Below are 23,607 nucleotides of genomic sequence, written 5' to 3' on the forward strand. Positions count from 1 at the left end.
CCGGCTTTTCAGCCGCGGCTTCGTTTCCAGGCGCCCGGTCCCGGGGTGGGGTCCAGCTTGAGCTGCTGCCGGCGGACCCAGTGCCGCACGGACGGCTTGGCCGTGCGCACCGGTTCGGCGCCGCCGAGGGAGAGGACGACGGCGGTCAGCGCGGCGAGCTCCTCGGCGTTCGGCTGTCCCTTGACAACAGAGAGCAGGGGAGCGGCCTGGGCTTCGGAAGTTTCCACGGCCCCCGCCTCGCCATCGTGTGCGGCGGTCACAGCGGGATGTTCCCATGCTTCTTGGCGGGGAGGCTGGCTCGTTTGTCGCGGAGGGCCCGTAGTCCCTTGATGATCTGGAGGCGCGTATCCGAGGGGACAATAACGGCGTCCACGTAGCCCAGCTCGGCTGCCTGGTAGGGGTTGAGGAGTTCTTCCTCGTACTGGCGGATTACTTCGGCGCGGCGCGCCTCCACGTCACCGCCGTCCTGGGCCACGGCGGCGAGGTCGCGCCGGTAGAGGATGTTCACCGCGCCCTGTGCGCCCATGACGCCGATCTGGGCCGTGGGCCATGCCAGGTTCAGGTCGGCACCAAGTTTCTTGGAGCCCATCACGATGTAGGCGCCGCCGTAGGCCTTGCGGGTGATGACCGTGAGCTTGGGGACGGTGGCCTCGGCGTAGGCGTAGAGGAGCTTGGCGCCGCGGCGGATGATGCCCTGGAACTCCTGGTCCTTGCCGGGGAGGAATCCGGGGACGTCCACCAAGGTGATGATGGGGATGTTGAACGCGTCGCAGTGCCGCACGAACCGGGCGGCCTTCTCCGATGCGGCGATGTCCAGGGTGCCGGCGAACTGCAGCGGCTGGTTGGCCACGATGCCCACGGTGTGCCCCTCCACCCGGCCGTAACCGATCATCACGTTGGGGGCGTAGAGGGCCTGCATCTCCAGGAAGTGCCCGTCGTCCACGATCTGTTCCACGACGGAGCGCATGTCGTAGGGCTGGTTGGCCGAGTCCGGGACCAGCGTGTCCAGGGCGAGGTCGTCGTCGTCGACCTCCAACTCCTGCTGGTGCCCCAGCACCGGTGCCTCGGAGAGGTTGTTGGAGGGCAGGAAGTCCAGCAGTTCGCGCACGAACTCGATGGCATCGGTTTCGTCCGAGGCCAGGTAGGCGGACGTTCCGGTCGTGGCATTGTGCTGGCGGGCGCCGCCCAGGGTTTCCATGTCCACGTCCTCGCCCGTGACCGTCTTGATGACGTCCGGGCCGGTGATGAACATGTGCGAGGTCTTGTCCACCATCACCACGTAGTCGGTGAGGGCGGGGGAGTAGGCGGCACCGCCGGCGGACGGGCCCATGATCAGCGAGATCTGCGGCACCACGCCGCTGGCATGGACGTTGTTGCGGAAGATATCAGCGAACATGGCCAGGGAGGCCACGCCTTCCTGGATGCGGGCGCCGCCGCCGTCCAGGATCCCGACGACGGGGCAGCCGTTGCGGAGGGCGAACTCCTGGACCTTGACGATTTTTTCGCCATTGACCTGGCTCAGCGAGCCGCCGTAGACGGTGAAGTCCTGGCTGTAGACCGCCACCAGGCGGCCGTCGACGGTGCCGTAGCCGGAGACCAGGCCGTCGCCCAGGGGCTTCTTCTTCTCCATGCCGAACGCGCTGGAGCGGTGCACGGCCAGGGCGTCGAATTCTACAAATGAGTCTTCGTCCAGCAGCAGGGCAATGCGCTCGCGGGCCGTGTTCTTGCCGCGTGCGTGCTGCTTTTCGATGGCTTCAGGGCCGGAGGGCTGTTCGGCGCGCGCCTGGCGGTCGCGGAAATCGGCAATCTTTCCCGCTGTCGTTGTCAGATCGTGGCTCATCAAGTGTCTCCGGCTCTGTAGCAGGTCAGTTCTGTTGGCTGGTGGCCTGTGTTGTCCGGACTATTAAGTAGCATCCACACAAAAGACCAACCCTGCTGGCAAGTCTAGTGACGCTTTGGACGCTCACAGCTGTAGGGAACCTACAATTTTCTGCGTTTCCAGCAGCCGCCCCTACATGTTACTCGCCGGTAACATACTTGGGCTACAGTGTTCCCATGACTTCAAGCAACGATGCTGTGCATGCTTCCGAAAGCCCCTACGGGGCGGCAGGTTCCTTGGCGGGCAGGACCATCCTGATCTCCGGCGGCAGCCGCGGGATCGGGCTGGCCATAGCCACGCGGGCGGCCAGGGACGGCGCCAACATCGTGCTCCTGGCCAAGACGGGGGAGCCGCACCCCAAACTGGCCGGCACCGTGTTTACAGCCGCCGAAGAACTCGTGCAGGCGGGTGGCCAGGCACTGCCGTTGGTGGGCGATGTGCGCCGGGATGAAGACGTGGCCGGCGCCGTGGCCGCAGCCGTTGACCGGTTCGGCGGCATTGACGTCGTCATCAACAATGCCTCCGCCATTGACCTCTCCGCCACGGACGCCGTGGACATGAAGAAGTACGACCTGATGCAGGACATCAACGTCCGCGGCTCCTTCCTGTTGTCCAAGCTTGCGCTCCCGGCACTGCGGAAATCGGAGCAGGGGCACATCCTCACGCTGTCGCCGCCGTTGAACCTCCACCCCTCCTGGGCGGGAAAGCACCTTGCCTACACCATGGCCAAATACGGGATGAGCCTGACTACGCTGGGGCTGGCGGAGGAACTGAAGGCGGACGGCATCTGTGTCAACTCGCTGTGGCCATGCACCCTCATCGACACCGCAGCCATCCGGAACATGCCGCACGGCGAAACTATGGTGCTGGCCGCCCGCGGCCCGCAGATCATGGCAGATGCAGCGCACGCCATCCTTACCGGTGCCAACCTGTCCGCCGGGGACCCGCCGTCGGGCAATTTCTACACGGACGAGCAGGTGCTGGCGGCAGCGGGAGTGGACGATTTCCGCCCCTACAGCCTGGGAGCACCCGAAGACCAGCTGGTTCCGGACATCTTCCTTTAGCCGGATGTCCTGCCGTGCCCGGATTGTCCACGCCCTGCCGTGACGGGCCGGGCAGTGGCGGGACGGGCAGTGACCGGCTCGTTGGGACTGGCCAGGCTCGGTAGGATTTGGATATGGACGACGCACACGCACCGGGCACACCCCTGAACCGAGGGGACCTGGCCGACCAGCGTTTCCTCGCTGCCACCGGAATACCGGGGATCGATGTTGTGGACTCCACCGGATCCACCAACGCGGACCTCCTGCGCGGTGTCACCGTGGAACCTTCGGCGTGGCCGGACCTCTCCGTGCTGACGGCCGAGTACCAGACTGCCGCCAGGGGGCGGCTGGACAGGCGCTGGGAAGCTCCGCCGCTGAGCTCCGTGTCCGTGTCCGTGGTGCTGCGTCCGGTCAACGCGGAGGGCAGGCCCCTTCCCACCCAGAGCTATTCCTGGTTGTCCCTGATCGCTGCCCTGGCGCTGCGCGAAACCCTCCTGGAAACAGCCGGCATTCCGGCCGAACTCAAATGGCCCAACGACGTCCTGGTCCGCGGCAGGAAAATCGCCGGCATCCTGGCCCAGCTGGGCCCCATGGTTGACGGCAAGGTGCCCCCCGTCATCCTGGGGACCGGCCTGAACGTCACCCTGGGCGAAGGCGAACTTCCGGTGCCCACCGCCACCTCCGTGGCCCTGGAAGATGCCCGCACCACCGACCGCACTGCGCTGCTCAAGAGCTACCTGACCAACTTTGCCGTCCTGTACCGCAGTTTCTGCAACGCCGACGGCGATCCCGCGGCAGGGCTGACGGGTGGCCCATCACTGCACAAGAGGGTGGAAGCTGTGATGGTCACCCTGGGCAAGCAGGTGCGCGCGCAGTTGCCCGGCGACCACGAAATCATCGGACACGCGTCCCGGCTGGATGACTACGGCTCCCTGCTGGTGGTGGACCGTGACGCGCGGGAGCACGTGGTGACCGCCGGGGACGTGGTTCACCTGCGGCCCTGGACGGCACCGGACGCGCCCAACCAAGGCGGTTATGCGTAAAACCCTCCTTCCCGGGGAGCAGGTCATCGTCACTACCCGCCCGCAGCCCAGGAAGCTGGCCGGGGCAGCTGTGGCCTTCGTGCTGGCACCGGCACTGGCTGCCTACGCAAGTGCCTGGATCATCCGCGGCGGGGCAGCCCGCCTGGCGCCTGCGCTTGGCCGCCAGTGGACGCCGTGGCTTGTCACGGCCTGTGTGGCCGCCGCCGTGGCCGTGTGGCTGGCCTATAGCCTGCCTCGTCTCCTCCGCTGGCAGGGGACCCGCTACACACTGACCAGCCAGCGGATGGTGGCCCGCTACGGATTGCTCAACAGGCGGGACCAGCAGGTGAACCTGGCATCGGTGCGTAACCTGACGGTCCACGAATCCTTGCTGCAGCGTTTGGTGCGCTCGGGGAATATATCCTTGGAAACCGGGTACCAGGGCGTGGTGACCTTTCGCGACGTGCCCGAGGTTGCCAGGTTCCGCGACTTTATCCTCGACGCCATCGGGGAACTGCCGGACGACAGCCCGGATTTCAGCGAGGCCCAGCCGGGTGGCGCGACGCATTACCCCGCCGGTGCTTTTCCGGAGGACTTGAGAGAAGGTGGACGGGATGACCGATGAGGCCCAGCAGGAACGCGTTGACAGCATCGTCCCTGCCACCGCCGCCTTTGAACCAGCCGATGCATCCGCCGGGGTGAACGCTGCCGGCGACCAGACGCCTGCACCGGACACGGCAGCGGCCGCGCCGGCTGTGGACCGGCACCCGCCCACCGGGGCCATGTCCGCCGAACGCCTGGCCATGAAGGCCCTCGAAGCCCGTCTCCTGGGCGGGGAACGCAAGCTCCGCCGTCGTGAAGTTGCTGCCGGCGCGGGACTGTCCCTCCTCTCTGCCCGCAAACTCTGGCGTGCCCTGGGATTCCCGAATTTCGGCGACGAGGACGTCGCCTTCACCGAACGCGACCAGGCCGCCCTGTCCACGGTGGTGGATCTGGTCCGGGCCGGAAAGCTCACGGAAGAGGCAGCCATTTCGGTGACCCGCTCCATCGGGCAGATGACGGACCGCATGGTGGTCTGGCAGATCGAAGCCCTGGTGGAGGACATGGTCCACGAGCAGGGCGTCACCGATGCCGTGGCCCGCAAACGCCTGGTCAATGAACTTCCTGCCCTGGTGGACGCCCTCGAAGAGGTCCTGGTGTACTCCTGGCGGCGCCAGCTCAACGCCGGGGTCCAGCGGCTGGCGGTGCGCGCCGAAGCAGGGCTGCAGGCCAGCGAGGAAGGCCGCGAAGGCGATGAGGACGACGCTCCGCTGCCCCTGGCCCGCGCGGTGGGTTTCGCGGACCTGGTCTCCTACACCAGCCTGTCCCGGCGGATGAACGAAAAGACCCTGGCCCGCCTGGTCCAGCGCTTCGAAAACAAGTGCGCCGAAATCATCTCTGTCGGTGGCGGCCGGCTGGTCAAGACCGTGGGTGACGAAGTCCTCTACATCGCCGAGACCCCGGCCGCCGGAGCCGAGATCTCACTGGCGCTGGCCGAGGCCTTTACCGAGGACGAGATCCTTCCCGAAGCCCGGGTTGCCATGGTGTGGGGCAGGATACTGTCCCGCCTGGGTGACATTTACGGCCCCACGGTCAACCTGGCGGCCCGCCTGACCACCCTTGCCGACCCCGGCACCGTGCTGGTGGACTCCATGACGGCTTCGGCCCTGGAGCACGACGAGCGGTTCGTCATGATTCCCCAGGCCCCGGAAAACGTCCGCGGGTTCGGCGAAATCAATCCCGTCCGCCTCACCCGCGGCCGCGGCAGGGGCCTGGTCCTGGACTAGTAAACCGGCAGTTGCGGCTCCCGCCGAAGCTGGCTGAAAGAATTTGTCCATTTGTTGGCGTATAGCGGTATCGTTGTGGTGCCCGGGGTCCTGTGACGCCGGCTGCAGGCACAGAGCCTAGATCTACCGGGGGATTTTCACTCATGAAACGTCGCGGACAAGCGCGCGCCCAAAGCCCTGCCTACGGCGCGCCCCGGCGCCGCCGCTGGCGGCGCCCGCGATGGTTCACGGGCACTGCGTTTGGTGCTGTGGTGGCGGTGGTGGTGACGGGTGCTGTGTTGTATCCGGGGTTTAAGACCACTGAGGTTGAGTTGAACGACGGCGGCGTGTGGGTGGTGTCGAAGTCGAAGAATGCTGTGGGGCGGTTGAATTATCCTTCGCGGGTGCTCGATGGTGCGGTGACGCCGGCGTCGACGACGTTTGATGTGTTGCAGCATGCCGGTGAGGTGTTTGTTGATGATGAGGCTGGTTCGACGTTGAACCAGGTGTCGCCGGCGAATATGCGATTGGGTGGGGACAAGCAGTTGCCGGGGGCGGCTGATGTGAGTTTTGGTGCCCGGACGATTTCGGTGACCGATGCTGCCTCGGGGAAGGTGTGGGCGGTGTCGCCGTCCACGGTGAATGGTTTTGATAAGGAGGCGTCGGAGCCGGTTTTGGTGGGTTCTGCGGGTCTGGTGTCCGCGGTGGGTTCTGATGACCGGATTTATTCGGCGGATCCGAAGACCGGTGTGGTGTCGGTGACGGGTGTTGACGCCACTGGCGGGGTGATGTCGTCGGAGTCTGAGACCTGGGCTGGGTTGAGGGGTGCCGGGGATGTGCAGATGACGGTGGTGGGGGACCGGCCGGTGGTGTTGGATGCTGCGGCGGGGAACCTGTTTTTGCCTGGTGGTAAGCGGCTGGCGTTGGAGGGTGCGCGGGATGCGAAGCTGCAGCAGCCGGGCCCGGGCAGTGATGTTGTTGCCGTGGCGACCCGGAAGGCGCTGCTGAAGCAGCCTCTTGATGGCGGTACGGCGAAGACGGTGGCGTTCGACGGCGAGGGCGTGCCTGCTGCTCCGGTGCAGTTGGGCGGGTGCGTGCACGCGGCGTGGTCCGGTGCGAACAAGTATGTGCGGGACTGCGTCAATGATGGTGACGATAAGAAGGTGGACGTGCCCAGGGCGAGTGCGTCGCCGTCGTATGTTTTCCGGGTGAACCGGGACCTGGTGGTCCTCAATGACGTGAACTCGGGCAATGTGTGGCTGGTGAACCAGAACATGCAGCTGGTCAACAACTGGGACGACGTCATCCCACCCAAGGAAACCTCCGACGACGCCGACAAGGACTCCGCCGACGAAGTCCAGCAGACCGTCCTGCCGGACCGAACCAAGCCCAACAACGCCCCGGTAGCCAAACCGGACCAGTTCGGCATCCGCGCCGGCAAGACCACCATCCTGCCGGTGCTGGACAACGACTCCGACCCCGACGGCGACGTCCTCACCGTCCGTACCCCGGAAGGCGTCAGGACTGGCTCCGTTTCGCCCATCTACGGCTCCACGGGGCTGCAGATTGCCGTGCCGGCGGACAAAGCGGGCAGTGAGACCTTCAAGTACACCGTTGACGACGGCCGCGGCCTCTCAGCGTCGGCGGACATCACCCTCAACATCATCCCGCCCGGCACCAACACTGCGCCGCGGCAAAAGCCCAACCGGAACACCATGCTGGTGGTCCAGTCAGGCAAAGCGGTCACGCAGAATATCCTCCCGGACTGGATCGACCCCGACGGCGATGACCTGTTCGCCGTCTCTGCGTCGAGCAGCGATCCCTTGGACCAGGTCCGGATCCGGCCCGACGGCCAGTTGACCTTCCAGGACTCCGGCGCCGCTCCCGGCCGCAAGGTCCTCACCGTGTCGGTCTCGGACGGACAGTCCACCGCCGAAGGCAAGGTCACGGTGGACGTCAGGAGCCCCGGCGCCCTGCCACCGATCGCCAATGCCGACCATGTTGTGGCCGTTGCCGGCACCGATACCGTCATCACTCCGCTGAAGAACGATTCCGACCCCCAGGGCGGGACGCTGCGGCTGGCGCAGGCCACGCCCGATGCTGAATCCACAGCCACCCTCAACCCGGACCAGCAAACCTTCACCTTCAACTCCAGCACCCTTGGGGCGCACTACGTCAGCTACCTGGCCACCAACGGTCCCGCCAGCGCCCAGCAGCTGGTGCGCGTGGACGTGGTGCCCGGCACCGATGAAGGTGCGCCCGTCGCCGTCCGCGACACCGCGCTGCTTCCCACCGGTGGGGACGTCCTGGTGGACGTCCTGGGCAACGACTCGGATCCGTCCGGCGGTGTGCTGGTGGTGCAGTCCGTGACCGCCGACGCCGGCCTGCCGGTGAGCGTGGCAGTGCTGGACCACTCGGTGGTAAGGATCACCGACATCCGCGCCGAAGGCCAGCTGACCGTCCGGTACACCGTGTCCAACGGCCGCTCCTCCGCCACCGGCGAGATCTCCGTGCTGATCGTCCCCGCCCCCGCCAAGCTGCAGGCACCCCAGGCCAAGCCGGACGAAGCAACGGTCCGGGTCAACGACGTCGTCACCATCCCCGTCCTGGCCAATGATGCCGACCCCAACGGCTCCAAGCTCACCCTCCTGCCCGAACTCGCCCAACAGCCCGACGCCGCCGACGGCCGCATGTTCGTGGCGGGCGACCAGCTGCGGTTCGTTGCCGGACCCGAGGCGAAAACCGTCTACGCCATTTACAAGGTGCAGAACGAATCCGGGCAGGTGGATTCCCAGCAGGTGACCATCCGCATCCGCGCCCGGGACGATGACCGGAACTCCCGCCCCGAGCCCCGGAACCTGACCGCCCGCGTGGTGGCCGGCATGACCGTCAAAGTGCCCGTGCCCCTGGACGGCATCGACGCCGACGGCGACTCCGTCCAGCTCATCGGCATCGACAAGGCACCGGCCATGGGAACCGCGGTGGTGCGGGACGGCTACCTGGAATTCACGGCAGCAGGAGATGCTGCCGGCACCGACAGCTTTACCTACCGGGTGCGGGACCGGATCGGCGCCGAGAACACGGGCACGGTCATTGTGGGAATCGCTTCGCCGGAGGCCAACAACCAGAAGCCCATCGCGGTGGACGACGCCGTGGATGTCAGGCCGGGCCGCAAGGTGGCCGTGGAGGCCCTGGCAAACGATTCAGACCCCGACGGCGATCCGCTGAGCCTGGTTGCCGACGGCTTTGAGGCCAAGCCGGACCTCCAGGTGGAGGCAACGGACGGCGCCAAGGTGCTCTTCACAGCGCCCGGCACCGCCGGCAACGAGAGCATCAGCTATCGCATCCAGGACGACAAGAAGGCCTCCGCCAGCGCCGTGATCCGGGTCCGGATTAGCCCGGACGCCGAATTCAAGCGTCCCGTGGCCAAGGATGACCGGGTGACTGTGGCCGAAACCCTCGGCAAGACCGCAGTGGACGTCCCCGTCCTGAAAAACGACTCGGATGCCGACGGCGTGGCCACCGACCTGAAAATCAGCCTGCCCGACGGCAACCCGAACGCCCGGACCGGCGACTCGGGCAACGTGGTGGTGACCCTCACCCCTGAAGACCAGCTGATTCCCTACACCGTCACCGACATTGACGGCCTCACCTCCACCGCCCTGATGTGGATTCCCGGCCAGGGCGTGCAGTACCCCACCCTGGCGAAGACCGACCCCGTTGAAGTCATGTCCGGCAAGGACGTCACCCTGGACCTGTCCGAATACGTCCGGGTCCGGAACGGCCGCACCGCCAGGATCACCGTTGCTGATTCCGTGCGCGTCCAGGGCGGATCGCCGGAGGGCGTCATCCAGTCCGATGGCAAGGCCCTGCGCTACGCCGCGAAACCGGACTATGTGGGCCCCGGCTCCATCACCTTCGAGGTGACGGACGGCTCCGGACCCGATGACGGCGACGGCCTGAAATCCACGCTGGTGATCATGACCAAGGTGATCCCGGACCCCAACGCCAACCACCCGCCCACGTTCAGCGGCACCTCCGTGGACGTCCCCAAGGCCGAACAGGCAACAGTGGACCTGGCAGGGCTGGCCAAGGACGTGGACGAACGGGACAAGGACAACCTCCGCTTCGAACTGGACGGGACCCTTCCCGCCGGCTTCAGCGCAAAGGTCGACGGCGCCACGCTCGCCCTCACTGCCGACGGTTCCCTTGGGATCGGCGTCACCGGAAACATCCAGGTGAGGGTCACCGACGGCAGGTCACCGGCCGTGGGTGCCACCATCACCGCACGCCACGTTGCCTCCAACCGGCCCCTGCCGGTGGCCAACGATGATGCGGTGGACAAGGCCAACGCCGGGAAGACGGAACAGGTCAACGTCCTGGCCAACGACTTCAACCCCTTCCCGGACACGCCCCTGCGGATCGTTGGCGCCACGGTGGAGACGGGCTCCGCAGCCGGTCAGCCGGCCGTGTCGGGAGACAGCATCACCGTTACCCCGGCCGACGGGTACAAGGGCGTCATGGTAGTCCGCTACACCGTGGCCGACAAGACGGGCGACCTGTCCCGCCAGGTGGACGGGCGCCTGCGGCTCACCGTCCGGGGCAAACCCGACGCGCCTTCCGCCCCCAGCGCCACCGACGTCCGCAGCCGCACCGCCGTGCTCAAGTGGGCGCCGCCGTCGGACAACGGCGCCGCCATCACCGGGTACACCGTCCGCTCAAACAACGGCTTCGAACAGAAGTGCCCCACCACCACCTGCACATTGAGCGGGCTCACCAACAACGTGAAGTACGTTTTCACGGTGCTCGCCACCAACGAGGTGGGGGACTCGCAGGCTTCGCCGCAGTCCAACGAAATCCGGCCCGACGAGAAGCCGTCACCGCCGGATGCCCCCACGGTGAAGGCGGGCGACAAGACCATGGCGGTCACCTGGCCCGCGGCGAAGACCGAGGGCTCACCGGTGAAGCACTACAACCTGGAGATCTCGCCGCCGCCGGCCAGCGGGGTCGCGGTCAAGAACGAGGTCGCCGGGCTGAACTACACCTGGACCGGCCTCACCAACGGCGTCAAGTACAAGGTGCGGGCGCAGGCCGTCAACGAGCTAGGCGCCTCCGACTGGGGAACGTATTCTGCGGAGGACAATCCCGCCGGTGTCCCGGCGGCACCTGCAGCGCCTTCCTCTGCCGTCGCAGCATCCGTGGGGACCCAGAACCAGCTTCGGGTCACGTGGGCCGAACCCAACGCCAACGGTGACCCCATCAGCACCTACTACGTCACCATGAGCGGCGGCAATGCCCCCACCCAGACACAGACCGTCCCCGGCAACGTCCGCACGGCAAACTTCACCGCCAACAATTCCGAGGCGGCCTACACCTTCACAGTGCAGGCCGAGAACAAGGCCGGAAAGGGAGCGGTCAGCCCACCGTCGGCACCCCGCCGCGCAACCGGCAAGCTGTCCCCGGTCTCCGGCGTCACGGCAACGCCCGCCAACACCGGCGGGGCAGGACGCGAAGTAACAGTGGACTTCCGCAGACTCACCGCGGCGGAACGCAACGGCTCTGCGGAGAACGAAGTCAGCTACACCTACAACGCCAGCAATGGTGCCCGCGGACCCATCACTCCCGGGCAGACCATCGGGGGCTTCAGCAACGGCACAGCCGTCAGCATCACGGTCATCGCCAACTCCACGGTGGCACCGAGCTCGGACGGCAGCACACCCGCGACCACCACGCCCTACGGATCCCCGGGCACCCCCTCGGCGTCAGGCCAAAACGGCGGCGTGAACCAGAAGTCAGCCACCCTCAACTGGTCCTCGCCGTCCACCAGCACCAATGACGTGGCGCAAACCAAGATCAGGATCAACAACGGCGGCTGGGAGAACGTTGCCCCGTCCGGCAGCAGGACGGTCAACACGGCAAACTTCGGTGACACCGTCACCATTGCAGTCCAGACCTTCAACTCCATGGGGACCGGCAGCGCGGTGGTCACGGCCAGTGCCAACGCAGGCAAGCAGGGACTGTGGGAAACCCGGATCAAGACCTCCGACCCCAACTTCGAACGGACCTGTACTTTCACACAGGGCGGATCCAACTACCGGCCGTATCCGTACACCGACTGTGACGGTGTCAACGGGGACAGCCCACCCTGGTTCTACAAGGTCACCCAGGACCGCATCATGGTGGCGTGCTACATCGATCAGAGTGATAACTGGTCGGGCACCGGCATCATCCGCTGGTGGCGGGTCGAATCGGGTTCTGCACGGAACGTTGGCCGCTACGTTATCGCCGGACACACCACGCTTCCTGACCCCGCCGCGCTGGGAGCCCCACATTGCTAAGGGGATCAGGGCAGCGCGACGCGGGCAGTTGTCCCCATCGCGGGGGTTGCAACGGTTCGGTAGGCTTGCGCCGGGGAAAAGAGAGCGTCGTACCGGTCTCTGAACTGGCCGTCCTGCGGCCACACAATCTGAGGGAAAAGTAACGCTGTGACAACTCTGCTGGGGAAGCTTGGGCTGAAGAAGCGACATAGGAAACTCGCCTCGGGCACTGCGTTTGGTGCTGTGGTGGCTGTTGTGGTGACGGGTGCTGTGTTGTATCCGGGGTTTAAGACCACTGAGGTTGAGTTGAATGACGGTGGCGTGTGGGTGGTGTCGAAGGCCAAGAATGCTGTGGGGCGGTTGAATTATCCGTCGCGGGTGTTGGATGGGGCGGTGACTCCGGCGTCGACGACGTTTGATGTGTTGCAGCATGCCGGTGAGGTGTTTGTTGAGGATGGGACTGGTTCGACGTTGAACCAGGTGTCGCCGGCGAATATGCGATTGGGTGGGGACAAGCAGTTGCCGGGGGCGGCTGATGTGAGTTTTGGTGCCCGGACGATTTCGGTGACGGATGCGGGGTCCGGGAAGGTATGGGCGGTGTCGCCGTCCACGGTTAACGGCTTCGACAAGGAGGCGTCGGAGCCGGTGATGGTGGGGTCGGCGGGGATTGTCTCTGTGGTGGGTTCTGATGACCGGATCTATTCGGCGGATCCGAAGACCGGCACCGTGACGGTGACCGGGGTGGATGCCAACGGTGCGGTGACGTCCTCGGATTCCAGTACCTGGGATGGGCTTAAGGGTGCCGGGGATTTGCAGATGACGGTGGTGGGGGACCAGCCGGTGGTGCTTGATGCTGCGGCGGGGAACCTGTTTTTGCCGGGCGGTAAGCGGTTGGTGTTGGAGAATGCGCGGGATGCGAAGCTGCAGCAGGCCGGGCCGGGCAGTGATGTTGTGGCGGTTTCGACGCAGAAGGCGTTGGTGAAGCAGCCTCTGGACGGGGGTACTGCCCGGACGGTGACGTTCGACGGTGAGGGGGTTCCGGCTGCTCCGGTGCAGTTGGGCGGGTGCGTGCATGCGGCGTGGTCGGGTTCGAACAAGTATGTCCGGGACTGCACCAATGATGGGGATGACAAGAAGGTGGACGTGCCTAAGGCGAGTGCGTCGCCGTCGTATGTTTTCCGGGTGAACCGGGACCTGGTGGTCCTCAATGACGTGAACTCGGGCAATGTGTGGCTGGTGAACCAGAACATGCAGCTGGTCAACAACTGGGACGACGTCGTGCCGCCCAAGAACCAGTCCGACGACCAGGACCAGGAGTCGGCTGACAACAACACCATCAACGTCCTGCCGGACCGCACCAAGCCCAACCGGCCGCCGGAAACCAAGCCCGACGCCGTCGGCGTCCGTCCGGGCCGCACCACTATCCTGAGCGTCCTGGACAACGACTCCGATCCTGACGGCGACGTCCTGACGGCTGCCGTGGCGGCAGACGCCGGCCCCAAGTCGGGCACCCTGGAAAGCATTTACGGCGGGACGGCGTTCCAGATCACCGTCCCCGCGGACGCCAAGCCAGGCACGGAGACCTTCAACTACAGCGCCTCCGACGGCCGCGGCCTCTCCGCCACCGGCCAGGTGACGCTGGCCGTGGTGGGACCCGACGAAAACAAGCCGCCCAAGTTCAAGCGCGGTGAGGACACCACCATGCTGGTGGAACAGGGCAAGACCGTCAGCCAGAACATCCTCACCGACTGGATCGACCCCGACGGCGACGACTTGGTCCTGCTTGACGCCAAGGCCGACAACGACCAGGACCAGGTCAAGGTCCGCCGTGACGGGCTGCTCACCTTCCAGGATTCCGGCGCCACCGCAGGCAAGAAGAACGTCCAGGTCACCATCTGGGACGGCCGCGCCACCGTGACCGGCAAGGTTGTGGTCAACGTCCAGCCGCCCGGAGCCCTGGCACCGGTGGTCAACGCCGACCACGTCACCGCCGTGGTGGGGCAGGACCTGGTCATCTCCCCGTTGAAGAACGACGTGGACCCCAACGGAGGTGCCCTCCGCCTGGCACAGGTGGAGGCCAACGGTCCTGCCGACCTTGGCCCCGTCACCGACGGCGGCACATTCACTTTCCGCAGCACCACCCCCGGCCCGGTCTACCTGACCTACATTGCCAGCAACGGGCCGCAAAGCAGCCAGGGCCTCATCCGCGTGGACGTGGAATCCGGCAACGACGGCGGCGATCCCGTGGCGGTGCATGACGTTGCCCTGATGCCCACGGGCGGAAGCGTGCTGCTGGACCCCCTGGCCAACGACTCCGACCCCTCCGGCGGGGTACTGGTGCTGCAGTCCGTGAAGCTTCCGGACAACGCGACGGTCTCCGTCAGCGTGATCAACCACAGCGTCCTGCGGATCACCGACATCCTGGGGACCAAGGATCCCATCCTGTTCGAATACACCATGTCCAACGGCAAGAAGTCTGCCACCGGCAGCGTGTCAGTGGTGCCCGTCCCGGCGCCGGCCGTTGTGGAAGCGCCGCAACCCAAACCGGACGAAGTGAATGTGCGCGTCAATGACGTGGTCACCATCCCGGTGCTGGATAACGACACCCACCCGCAGGGCCAGGAACTCACCGTGGACCCCGTCCTGCCGCAGGCGGTTGATCCTGCCGACGGCAAGAGCTTCGTCTCCGAGAACACCCTCCGCTTCATCGCGGGCAGCCAGCCCAAGACCGTCCGTGCCATCTACAACGCGGTGGATCCGCAGGGCCAGAAGAGCGCCGCTGCCGTGACCATCCACATCCTTCCGCTCGAAGGCGCCCAGAACTCCCGGCCCCAGCCGCGGAACCTGACGGCCCGCGTGGTGGCTGCCGGCACGGTCCGCATCCCGGTTCCCTTGGACGGGATTGATCCCGACGGCGACTCCGTGCAGCTGACCGGCATCGACAGCACCCCAGCCATGGGAACCGCCACTGTCGGCAGCAACTTCATCGACTTCACCGCCGCGGGGGACGGCACCGGTACCGACACCTTCCGCTACAAGGTGGTGGACCGCCAAGGCGCCGTAAACACGGGCACCGTGACCGTGGGCATCGCTCCCCGGGGCGAGATGAACCAGAAGCCCACCCCGGTGGACGACGAGGTCCGGGTGCGTCCGGGGCGGCAGATCGCCGTCGACGCGACCGCCAACGACACCGATCCCGACGGCGACCGCATCCGCATCCTGACGGACGGAGTCGAGGCCGACCCCGCCCTGCAGGCGAACGTCAGCAAGAACAGCGGCCGCATCATCCTCCTTGCCCCCAACGAGGCCGGGACGGTCAATGTCCGCTACACCATCGCCGACGACCGGGACGCAACAGCCCAGGCCACGATCCGGCTGGTGGTTGACAATAACGTGCCGCTGAAGGCCCCCATTGCCCGCGACGACCGGGTGACCTCGGCACAGGCCATGGGCAAGACCGCCGTGGACGTGCCCGTCCTCAAGAACGATGAGGACCCGGACGGCGTGGGCGAGAACCTCAAGATCAGCACTGAGGCCGCCACCGCCCGTCCGGGCGGCAACGGCAACGTGCTGGTGGACCTCACCGAACAGCCGCAGCTCATCCCGTATACCGTGGAAGACGTTGACGGCCAGCAGTCCACGGCCATCATCTGGGTACCGGGCCTGGGCCAGCAGGTTCCTACCTTGGCCAAGGACGAGGTCATTGAGGTTGTTGCCGGGCAGTCCGTCGACGTCGACCTCAAGGAATGGGTGAAGGTACGTGAAGGCCGGTCGCCCCGGCTGACCCAGGCGGACCGGATCAAGCTCATCGGAGCCGACGGCGGCGATCCCATCATCCGGGACGGTGCCGGCCTGAAATATACCGCAGGTGCTGACTACGTCGGCCCCGGGTCGCTCACGTTCGAGGTTACCGACGGTACTGGCCCGGATGACCCCGCCGGTCTGAAATCAACCTTGAGCATCCGTACCAAAGTCCTGCCGAACCCCAACAAGAACAACCCGCCGGAGCTGCTTGGCGCCAATGTGGACGTTCCCAAGGGTGACTCGGCCAGCACTGACCTGGGCAAGCTGACCTCCGACCCCGACCAGGACGACGTCGAGAAGATGAATTATGAGCTGGTGGGGGATTCACCCGGCGGCTTCAACGTCCGCGTCGAAGGCGCGGCGCTGAAGGTTTCGGCGGCAGAGTCCACGGCCACCGGAACCCGGGCGGCCGTGCAGGTGAAGGCGACGGATCCGCGCGGGCTTGAAGCCACGGCCACGTACCAGCTTGCCGTGACCGCCTCCAACCGGCCCAAGCCCGTTGCCAACGACGACGTGCAGGACAACGCCGCCGCCGGCAAGCCGGTGACCATCAACGTCCTTGCCAATGACGCCAACCCGTTCCCGGAAACACCGCTGAAGATCATCGCGGCAAACACCGAAACGGGAAGCGGCAACGTGGACGTCAACGGGGACTCGGTCACCGTTACCCCTGCTCCGGGCTTCACCGGAACCCTGGTGGTGGCGTACACGGTGGAGGACAAGACGCGGGACAGCTCACGGCATGCCACGGCACGCCTCCGGCTCACCGTCAAGGACAAGCCGGCGGCGCCGACCACGCCGCAGGCACAGAGCGTGGGCGACCAGACCGCGTTGCTCAATTGGTCCGCGCCGGCCGATAAGGGCTCAGTCATCACCAAGTACACGGTGTACGGGGAAGGTGGCTTCCGGCAGGACTGTGCGGCCAACACCTGTACGCTGAACGGCCTCACGAACAACACCACCTACCACTTCCAGGTGACGGCCACCAACGAGTTCGGTGATTCCGAGCGGTCCCCGGCCTCTGCCGATGTCCGCCCCGACGTGAAGCCGGATACCCCGCTGGCGCCGTCGCTGAAGTTCGGCGACAAGCAGCTTGCTGTCAACTGGGCCGCTCCGGCCAGCAAGGGCTCGCCCGTGAAGTCCTATGACCTGGAAATTTCGCCTGCTCCTGCCGGGCAGAATGCCCAGATCCAGGGACTGACGTCCGTCAGCTACGTGTGGAAGGGGCTGCAGAACGGCGTCTCCTACAAGGTCCGCGTTTTGGCCCGGAACGATGCCAAGGACCCGTCCGAGTGGAGTGCGTATTCGGCGGCTGAAGTCCCGGCCGGTGTGCCCGCCACTCCGGCTGCACCGAGTGTGGCCCAGGCAACTCCGGTTGGTTCCCAAAGCCAGCTCCGCGTCGTGTGGACGGCACCCAACAACAACGGTGATGCCGTATCCGCCTACACGCTGACCACCCTCCGCGGCGGTGCCGCCATCGCAAGCCAGCAGGTGGCAGGCACTTCGCAGAACGTGACAGTGGACAACTCCGAGTCCAGCTACACGTTCACGGTGTCGGCTACGAACAAGGCCGGAACCGGCGCCACCAGCGCGCCCTCAGCAGCCACGCGTGCGGTGGGCAAGCCCGGAACAGTGGGAGCGCCCTCGGCCACCCTGGTGGATACCAACGCCGATGGCGGCAAGATCGATGTCCGGTTTACGCAGTTGACGGACGCCCAGCGCAACGGCTCATCGCCGACGGAGATCACCTACCGCTACAGCCTGACGTCCGGAGGTGGGTCCGGCACCATCCCTGCAGGCGGAGGCGTGGTTGCGGCAGCCAACGGCACCCAGACATCTGTGGTGGTGTGGGCGGTCTCCTCCAGCAGCACCTCGGCGGGTGACGCCAGCGCCCCGTCGAACGCCGTCAACCCCTACGGTCTCGCTTTTGCCCCCACCGTCTCCGGCAGCAACAGCAGCGGCGTCGGTGACCAGACCGTGTCCTGGACGTGGAACCAGCCAAGCGGCAACGGCCGTGCGGTGACCGGTTACCGGTACAGCCTGGACAACGGTCCATGGCAGGACACCACCCAGCGGAGCTTCTCCAAGAAAGTCGGTTACAGCGAGACGCACAAGCTCGAGGTCCGCGCCGTGAGTGCCGGACAACCCGGGCGGATCGGCAGTGACACGTCCCGCAGCGGGGCCGAACCGCCGCCGCCGGTACCGACGTCCTGGAACATCACCGCCAGCCCCACGCGAAGCTGCACCGAGCCCCGGCAGGGAACCGACAGTTTCGTCGACGGCAACCCGTCCCAGTGCAATGGCGCGGGCAAGTGGCTGGACGCCGGGGCGCCCGCCACGACCGACCGTTACCAGGTCTGGTACAAGACCTCCAACAACCCCACCGGCATCTGGTACCACCTGACCTCCGGCATGGCATCCGGCAACTGGCTCCGCTGTGACACCTCAAATATCGGCTGCAACCCGCCCAAGGACATGCCGAACCGCTAGCACCACACCGCATCCCACGGCACGGCCCGGAGCCTCCGGGCGGTGCAACCAATTTGACCCAGTAGAAGGAAACAACTTTCATGACCATGACCATCGAGCAGGCCGAGTGGTTTGCCGACACATTCGAAAAGCTGGTTGCCAACGTGGGGCAGGCGGTGCTGGGCAAGGAACACGTCATCCGGCTGACCTTCACCGCGATGCTGGCCGAAGGGCATGTCCTGTTCGAGGACGCCCCGGGCACAGGCAAAACCTCCCTGGCCCGTGCTCTGGCCGCCACCGTGCAGGGCTCCAACAACCGCATCCAGTTCACCCCGGACCTGCTGCCGTCGGACGTGACCGGTGTGACCATCTACGACCAGAAGACGCAGAAGTTCGAGTTCCATAAGGGCCCGATCTTCAACAACATCGTCCTGGCCGATGAAATCAACCGCGCCTCGCCGAAGACCCAGTCGGCGCTGCTGGAGGTCATGGAGGAGTCCCGGGTGACGGTGGACGGCGTCACGTATTCCGCCGGCCGGCCCTTCATGGTGATGGCCACGCAGAACCCCATCGAGCAGGCCGGAACTTACCGCCTTCCCGAGGCGCAGCTGGACCGCTTCCTGCTCAAGACCTCCATCGGCTACCCGGACCATGCATCCACCGTCCGGCTCCTGGGCGGCAGCAACCTGAAGGACCGCTCCAAGGAACTCTCCGCCGTCATCACCACGCAGGCAGTGGCCGACATGGCGGACCTCGCCGCGACGGCGCACGTCGACACCGCGGTCCTGGAGTACATCTCCCGCCTGTGCGAAGAGACCCGCAATGCCCCGGAAACCCGGCTCGGCGTCTCGGTCCGCGGCGCCCTGGCCATGGTGCGCGCCGCCAAGGTCTGGGCTGCCTCCCAGAGCCGGAACTTCGTCCTGCCGGACGACATCAAGGAACTGGCCCCTGTGGTGTGGACCCACCGGTTCGTCATGGATCCCGAAGCCGAGTTCTCCGGCGCCACCGCCGAGGCCGTGCTCACCAGAATCCTGGCCGATGTCGCGGCCCCGCAGCAGCGCACCAACGCCTGACCGCGTGGCAGCAGCCTGACGCTGCAGCCACCACCACTCCATTCCAGCGCAACAACGAAGGCACATCCCTATGTCCGACGGCACGTCCAGCGGCACCCCGTTGACCCGGTACGCGGAGCGTTTCCAGCAGCCCTTCCACCGGAACGGCCGCCCCACCCGCCTGCACCCGGCAGCGGTATGGTCCGAAGCCAGCAGCACAGTCGTCCAGGCCCTGACACCCGCCTGGCGGGGCGTCCGCGACAGCTGGCTGAAGTATGTGTGGCCGGTCCTTTCCGTGGTCAGCATCCTGGGCTGGTCCGTCCTGGCCGCCGCCATCCTGCTCTGGACCACGGGCCAGGCTTTCGGCTGGCAGGAAGCCACGGCAGCGTCCATCGCCGCGTTCGCGATGTTCGTGATCGCGGTGGCCTTCATCCTGGGCCGGTCCTCTTACGGAGTGGTATTGGATCTGGCCCGCACGCGGGTGGCGGTGGGGGACAGCGCCGTGGGCAGCATTGCCGTCTCCAACACCTCGGCCCGTCCACTGCTGCCGGCCGCGCTGGAGCTGCCGGTGGGCAGCACCACCGCCGTCTTCCACCTGCCACGGATGAAGCCCGGGCAGGTCCACGAGGACCTGTTCACCATTCCCACCGCCCGGCGCGCCGTCATCGTGGTGGGCCCCGTCCGTTCCGTCCGGGCAGACCCCCTGCACCTGCTGCGCCGCCAGGTCCTGTGGACCGAGCCGGAGGACCTCTTCGTCCACCCGCGCACGGTTGCCCTTGCAGGATCTGCCGCGGGGTTCATCCGCGACCTTGAAGGCATGCCCACCACGGACCTCTCCAGTGCCGACGTCTCCTTCCACGCCCTGCGCGATTACGTGCCGGGCGATGACCGCCGGCACATCCACTGGAAAACCACTGCCCGGACCAACAAACTGATGGTGCGCCAGTTCGAGGAAACCCGGCGCGCCCACCTGGCCATATCGCTGTCCATCAACACCGACGAGTACTCCTCTCAAAACGAATTCGAGATGGCCATCTCGGTGGCTGCCTCCATCGGCCGGCAGGCTATCCGTGAACAACGGGAACTGGATGTCCTGACCCAGAAGGGGCCGCTGCGCTGCGAAACCGGCCGCAACATGCTGGACGACATGACCCGGATCGTCGGCACCCCAATGCGCCGCACCGCCGTCGACCTCGCCAGGACCTTGGCCGACACGGTTCCCAACGCCTCCGTGGTCTTCTTCGTGGTGGGCAGCAACGTAACGGCAACCCAGCTTCGTTCCGCCGCCGCTTCCGTCCCGCCAGGCGTCCGCAGCCTGGCGGTCCGGGTGGAAGCCGGCGCCGCCCCCACCAGGGCAAATATCGCAGACCTCACTGTCCTGACGCTCGGCGACCTTGCCGACCTTGCCATCGTGCTGAGAAAGGCCGCCGCATGAGCGCCACACCGGGCCGGTCCCCACAAACGCCGGCCGCACAAACACAGTCCCCGCAATCCCGTACCCGCCGCAAGGCTGCAAACCCGGACTCCGCATTCACCACCGGCCAGCCGCCCTGGCATTTCGTGCTCGACGCCGGAGCCCTGGTGGTCCTGCTGGGCCTGGGCCTGCTCGGCTTCGGCCTGAGCTTCGGCGGTGACCCCTACTACCTCCTGTCCGGGTTCGGCGGCATCATCCTGGGACTGGCCATCGGGGCGGCCAACGCCCATCTGCGCCTGGGCCTGCTGATCACCACCGCACTGGCACTGGCCGCCTACCTGGTGTTTGGGACCTGGCTGGCCGTGCCGGACGCCGCCATCGCGGGATTTGTCCCTTCCCTGGATTCGCTGCGCACCCTGCTGCTGGGCGTCGTGTTCGCCTGGAAGGACATGCTCACCGTGGGCGTGCCGGTGGGAACCGCCGGCGGCGTGCTCATTGTCCCCTTCCTGAGCTCGTTGGTCACGGCCCTCGTGGCCTCCATCCTGACGTGGCGGGCCCGCAGTCCCTACCTGCCCCTCATCCCGGTTCTGGTCCTGTTCGTCACAGGCATCGCCTTCAGCACCAACGCCGCATTCCTGACCCTGGAACGCGGCATCGGCCTGACCGTGCTGGGCATCGCATGGGCCACCTTCCGCCGCGATGCCCTGCGGCGGAACAGCACCAGGCGGGTGGCGGTCAACAACCCGCAGAATGACAGCGCCACCGCACGGCATGCCCGAATCCGCCGGCTGGGGATGGCCGCAGGAGTCATTGCCGTGAGCGTGGGGATCACTGCCGTGGCCGCGCCACTGGTCAGCGCCGGGGAGGACCGGAAAGTCCTTCGCAACGTGGTGATACCGCCGTTTGATCCTAAGGACTACATCACGCCCCTGGCCAGCTTCCGGACCTACGTCAAGGACAAGAAGGACGACACCCTGTTCGTGGTCAAGGGGCTCCCGCGGGACGGCCGGGTGCGCCTGGGGGCCCTGGATGCCTTCAACGGCACCAACTACAACATGGACCCCAACGGCTCGGGCAACTTCAGCAAGGTGGGTGACGCCAAGTCCATCAACACCCTCGCCGACACGTCCGGAGTGGTGCCCACCAACGACTACTCGATCAGCATCAACGTGGAGGACTACCAGGGCTACTTTGTCCCCGGCGGCCGGAAGACCACCGGCATCAGCTTTGAGCAGTCCGGCTCCGCCGCTGCTGCGGGCCTCTACTTCAACCAGGGAACGGACACCGCCGTCACCACCAACGGCCTGTCCCGCGGCGACGCCTACACCGTGCAGGTCTCCGATCCCGTCAAGCTCGAGCACGGGCAGCTGACACAGTACGACTTCGCGAAAATCTCCCTGCCGGCTCCGCTGGAGGTGCCGCCGGCGGTCGGTTCCCAGGCCAATGACCTGTCCGCCGACGCCCCCACGGCCATCGACCGCGTGCGCCAGATCGAGGCACATTTCCAGAAGACAGGGGCCTTCAGCAACGGCCTGGTCAGCGAGGGGCAGCTGCCCAGCGTCTCGGGCCATGGCGCGGCGCGGATCCGCAACCTGCTGACTGCCAAGCAAATGCTCGGCGACGATGAACAGTACGCCGTGGCCATGTCCCTGATGCTCCGGCACCTGGGCATCCCCTCCCGCGTGGTGATGGGCTTCTACCCGGAGCCCACCAGCCCGGAGAACGGTGCCGGCCAGGTGAAGATCACCGGAAAGGACGTCCACGCCTGGGTGGAGGTGGCGTTCGAGCGGGTGGGCTGGGTCAGCTTCGATCCCACCCCGCCCAAGGACAACATCCCCATCCCGCCGGACCCGGAAAGCAAGTCCAAACCCAAGCCGCAGGTGCTGCAGCCGCCGCCCCCGCCGCAGGAGCCGGCGGACCTGCCGCCGGACTCTTCACCGGACGCCCTGGACGCGGACCAGAAGAAAAACAACCCGTGGCTGTTCTGGGGCGCACTCCTGGGCGCGCTGGGCGTTGCGGCGATCCCGCTGGTGATCCTGGCCCTCCCGCTATTGCTGATCGCCTTGCTGAAGGCACGACGGCGGAAGTCGCGTTTCCGCGATGGCCACCCCGCCCGGCGTGTGGGCGGCGGATGGAACGAGGTGGTAAGCCTCGCGACCGACCTGGGCGCCGCCGTCGACACCCGCTCGACACGGCGCGAAAGCGCCGCCGTCCTGGCCGAAGCGTTCCCTGCCACCCAGGGGACCACCTCCCTGCTGGCCCGCCGGGCGGACGCCTCGATCTTCGGTGCCGGCGAGCCCACCGAGGAGGACGTTCGCGAGTACTGGACCATCGTTGACGGGTCGCTCAAGGAAATGACCTCCGGCATGGGCTTCTGGCGCCGGCAGCAGGCACGGTTCTCGCCGCGCTCGCTGCTGGCCGACGCCCGGACCGCCATGAACTCCGGCAAGGGCCCCGGCCTGCGCGGCGGCCGGCAGCCACTGCCTGCGGTTTCCGCGTTCGTTGCCGCCCGGCGGCGTCGTGCCTCCGGAAGTGCTGACGCGCCTCCGGCCCGGGAAGGACGCAGCCAGGAAGGCCCCGGCCGGCAGTGACTTCCGACGACGAACGCTGCCCGCGCTGCCAACAGCCCATCCGGGCGGGGGCCACCTTTTGCCCCGCCTGCGCGGCGCCGCTGCCCAACCGGGCGGCACGCCGCCCCCGCACCCCCGACCTGCCCGCGGACCGCGGAAGGAGTGCTGCGGGCGAGGCGCGCCCCGCGCATGGGCCCGGGAATCCCGGTACTATCCCGGTAGTAGAAATGCC

Annotated in this window: 11 protein-coding genes and 1 pseudogene; 10 read left to right on the plus strand and 2 right to left on the minus strand. The window is 66.7% G+C overall.

The window, feature by feature from the left end; genetic code table 11:
- Nucleotides 1–8: 8 nt before the first annotated feature.
- Nucleotides 9–260, minus strand: a complete 252-nt coding sequence (locus FBY36_RS15605) for an acyl-CoA carboxylase subunit epsilon (RefSeq protein WP_235008860.1) — start codon at nt 258–260, stop codon at nt 9–11.
- The gene (locus tag FBY36_RS15610; protein WP_142120839.1) at nt 257–1,840 is read right to left on the minus strand and encodes an acyl-CoA carboxylase subunit beta; all 1,584 of its coding nucleotides are present in this window, start codon (nt 1,838–1,840) and stop codon (nt 257–259) included. Before FBY36_RS15610 ends, FBY36_RS15605 begins: the two co-directional genes overlap by 4 nt.
- A 215-nt stretch (nt 1,841–2,055) precedes the next feature.
- On the opposite strand from FBY36_RS15610, the gene FBY36_RS15615 reads away from it, so the two are divergent.
- From FBY36_RS15615 to FBY36_RS20900, 10 genes and pseudogenes are all read left to right on the plus strand, one after another.
- On the plus strand, nt 2,056–2,943 hold the full coding sequence (locus FBY36_RS15615; RefSeq protein WP_142120841.1) for an SDR family oxidoreductase: 888 nt from the start codon (nt 2,056–2,058) through the stop codon (nt 2,941–2,943).
- A gap of 113 nt (nt 2,944–3,056) precedes the next feature.
- Nucleotides 3,057–3,965, plus strand: a complete 909-nt coding sequence (locus tag FBY36_RS15620; RefSeq protein ID WP_142120843.1) for a biotin--[acetyl-CoA-carboxylase] ligase — start codon at nt 3,057–3,059, stop codon at nt 3,963–3,965.
- Nucleotides 3,958–4,569, plus strand: coding sequence for a PH domain-containing protein (locus FBY36_RS15625; RefSeq protein ID WP_142120845.1), 612 nt, complete (start codon nt 3,958–3,960; stop codon nt 4,567–4,569). Before FBY36_RS15620 ends, FBY36_RS15625 begins: the two co-directional genes overlap by 8 nt.
- Nucleotides 4,559–5,770: an adenylate/guanylate cyclase domain-containing protein gene (locus FBY36_RS15630; protein WP_142120847.1), complete on the plus strand. Its 1,212-nt coding sequence runs from the start codon at nt 4,559–4,561 to the stop codon at nt 5,768–5,770. The genes FBY36_RS15625 and FBY36_RS15630 overlap by 11 nt, the downstream gene beginning before the upstream one ends.
- Nucleotides 5,771–5,913: 143 nt before the next feature.
- Nucleotides 5,914–12,087, plus strand: coding sequence for an Ig-like domain-containing protein (locus FBY36_RS15635; protein WP_142120849.1), 6,174 nt, complete (start codon nt 5,914–5,916; stop codon nt 12,085–12,087).
- Between the two features lie 147 nt (nt 12,088–12,234).
- Entirely contained in the window at nt 12,235–18,360 is a 6,126-nt protein-coding gene (locus FBY36_RS15640) for an Ig-like domain-containing protein (protein WP_142120850.1), read from the plus strand.
- A gap of 80 nt (nt 18,361–18,440) precedes the next feature.
- The gene (locus FBY36_RS15645) at nt 18,441–19,412 is read left to right on the plus strand and encodes an AAA family ATPase (RefSeq protein WP_142120852.1); all 972 of its coding nucleotides are present in this window, start codon (nt 18,441–18,443) and stop codon (nt 19,410–19,412) included.
- Nucleotides 19,413–19,482: 70 nt separating this feature from the next.
- Nucleotides 19,483–20,826 (plus strand): DUF58 domain-containing protein, encoded by a 1,344-nt coding sequence (locus tag FBY36_RS15650; RefSeq protein ID WP_142120854.1) that lies wholly within the window; start codon nt 19,483–19,485, stop codon nt 20,824–20,826.
- Nucleotides 20,823–23,396 (plus strand): transglutaminase-like domain-containing protein, encoded by a 2,574-nt coding sequence (locus FBY36_RS15655; protein WP_142120856.1) that lies wholly within the window; start codon nt 20,823–20,825, stop codon nt 23,394–23,396. The genes FBY36_RS15650 and FBY36_RS15655 overlap by 4 nt, the downstream gene beginning before the upstream one ends.
- Nucleotides 23,393–23,449 (plus strand): annotated as a pseudogene (locus tag FBY36_RS20900) (hypothetical protein); the annotation flags it as partial. The gene FBY36_RS15655 and the pseudogene FBY36_RS20900, both read left to right, overlap by 4 nt.
- Nucleotides 23,450–23,607: the final 158 nt, after the last annotated feature.

Source organism: Arthrobacter sp. SLBN-122, from assembly GCF_006715165.1.
Taxonomy (GTDB): domain Bacteria; phylum Actinomycetota; class Actinomycetes; order Actinomycetales; family Micrococcaceae; genus Arthrobacter.

Excerpts from the sequence above, each read along its gene's own strand:
- FBY36_RS15645 (WP_142120852.1), top strand. The coding sequence starts at position 18,441 with ATGACCATGACCATCGAGCAGGCCGAGTGGTTTGCCGACACATTCGAA.
- FBY36_RS15630 (WP_142120847.1), top strand. The coding sequence starts at position 4,559 with ATGACCGATGAGGCCCAGCAGGAACGCGTTGACAGCATCGTCCCTGCC.
- FBY36_RS15655 (WP_142120856.1), top strand. The coding sequence starts at position 20,823 with ATGAGCGCCACACCGGGCCGGTCCCCACAAACGCCGGCCGCACAAACA.
- FBY36_RS15615 (WP_142120841.1), top strand. The coding sequence starts at position 2,056 with ATGACTTCAAGCAACGATGCTGTGCATGCTTCCGAAAGCCCCTACGGG.
- FBY36_RS15610 (WP_142120839.1), bottom strand. The coding sequence starts at position 1,840 with ATGAGCCACGATCTGACAACGACAGCGGGAAAGATTGCCGATTTCCGC.
- FBY36_RS15635 (WP_142120849.1), top strand. The coding sequence starts at position 5,914 with ATGAAACGTCGCGGACAAGCGCGCGCCCAAAGCCCTGCCTACGGCGCG.
- FBY36_RS15620 (WP_142120843.1), top strand. The coding sequence starts at position 3,057 with ATGGACGACGCACACGCACCGGGCACACCCCTGAACCGAGGGGACCTG.
- FBY36_RS15650 (WP_142120854.1), top strand. The coding sequence starts at position 19,483 with ATGTCCGACGGCACGTCCAGCGGCACCCCGTTGACCCGGTACGCGGAG.
- FBY36_RS15625 (WP_142120845.1), top strand. The coding sequence starts at position 3,958 with ATGCGTAAAACCCTCCTTCCCGGGGAGCAGGTCATCGTCACTACCCGC.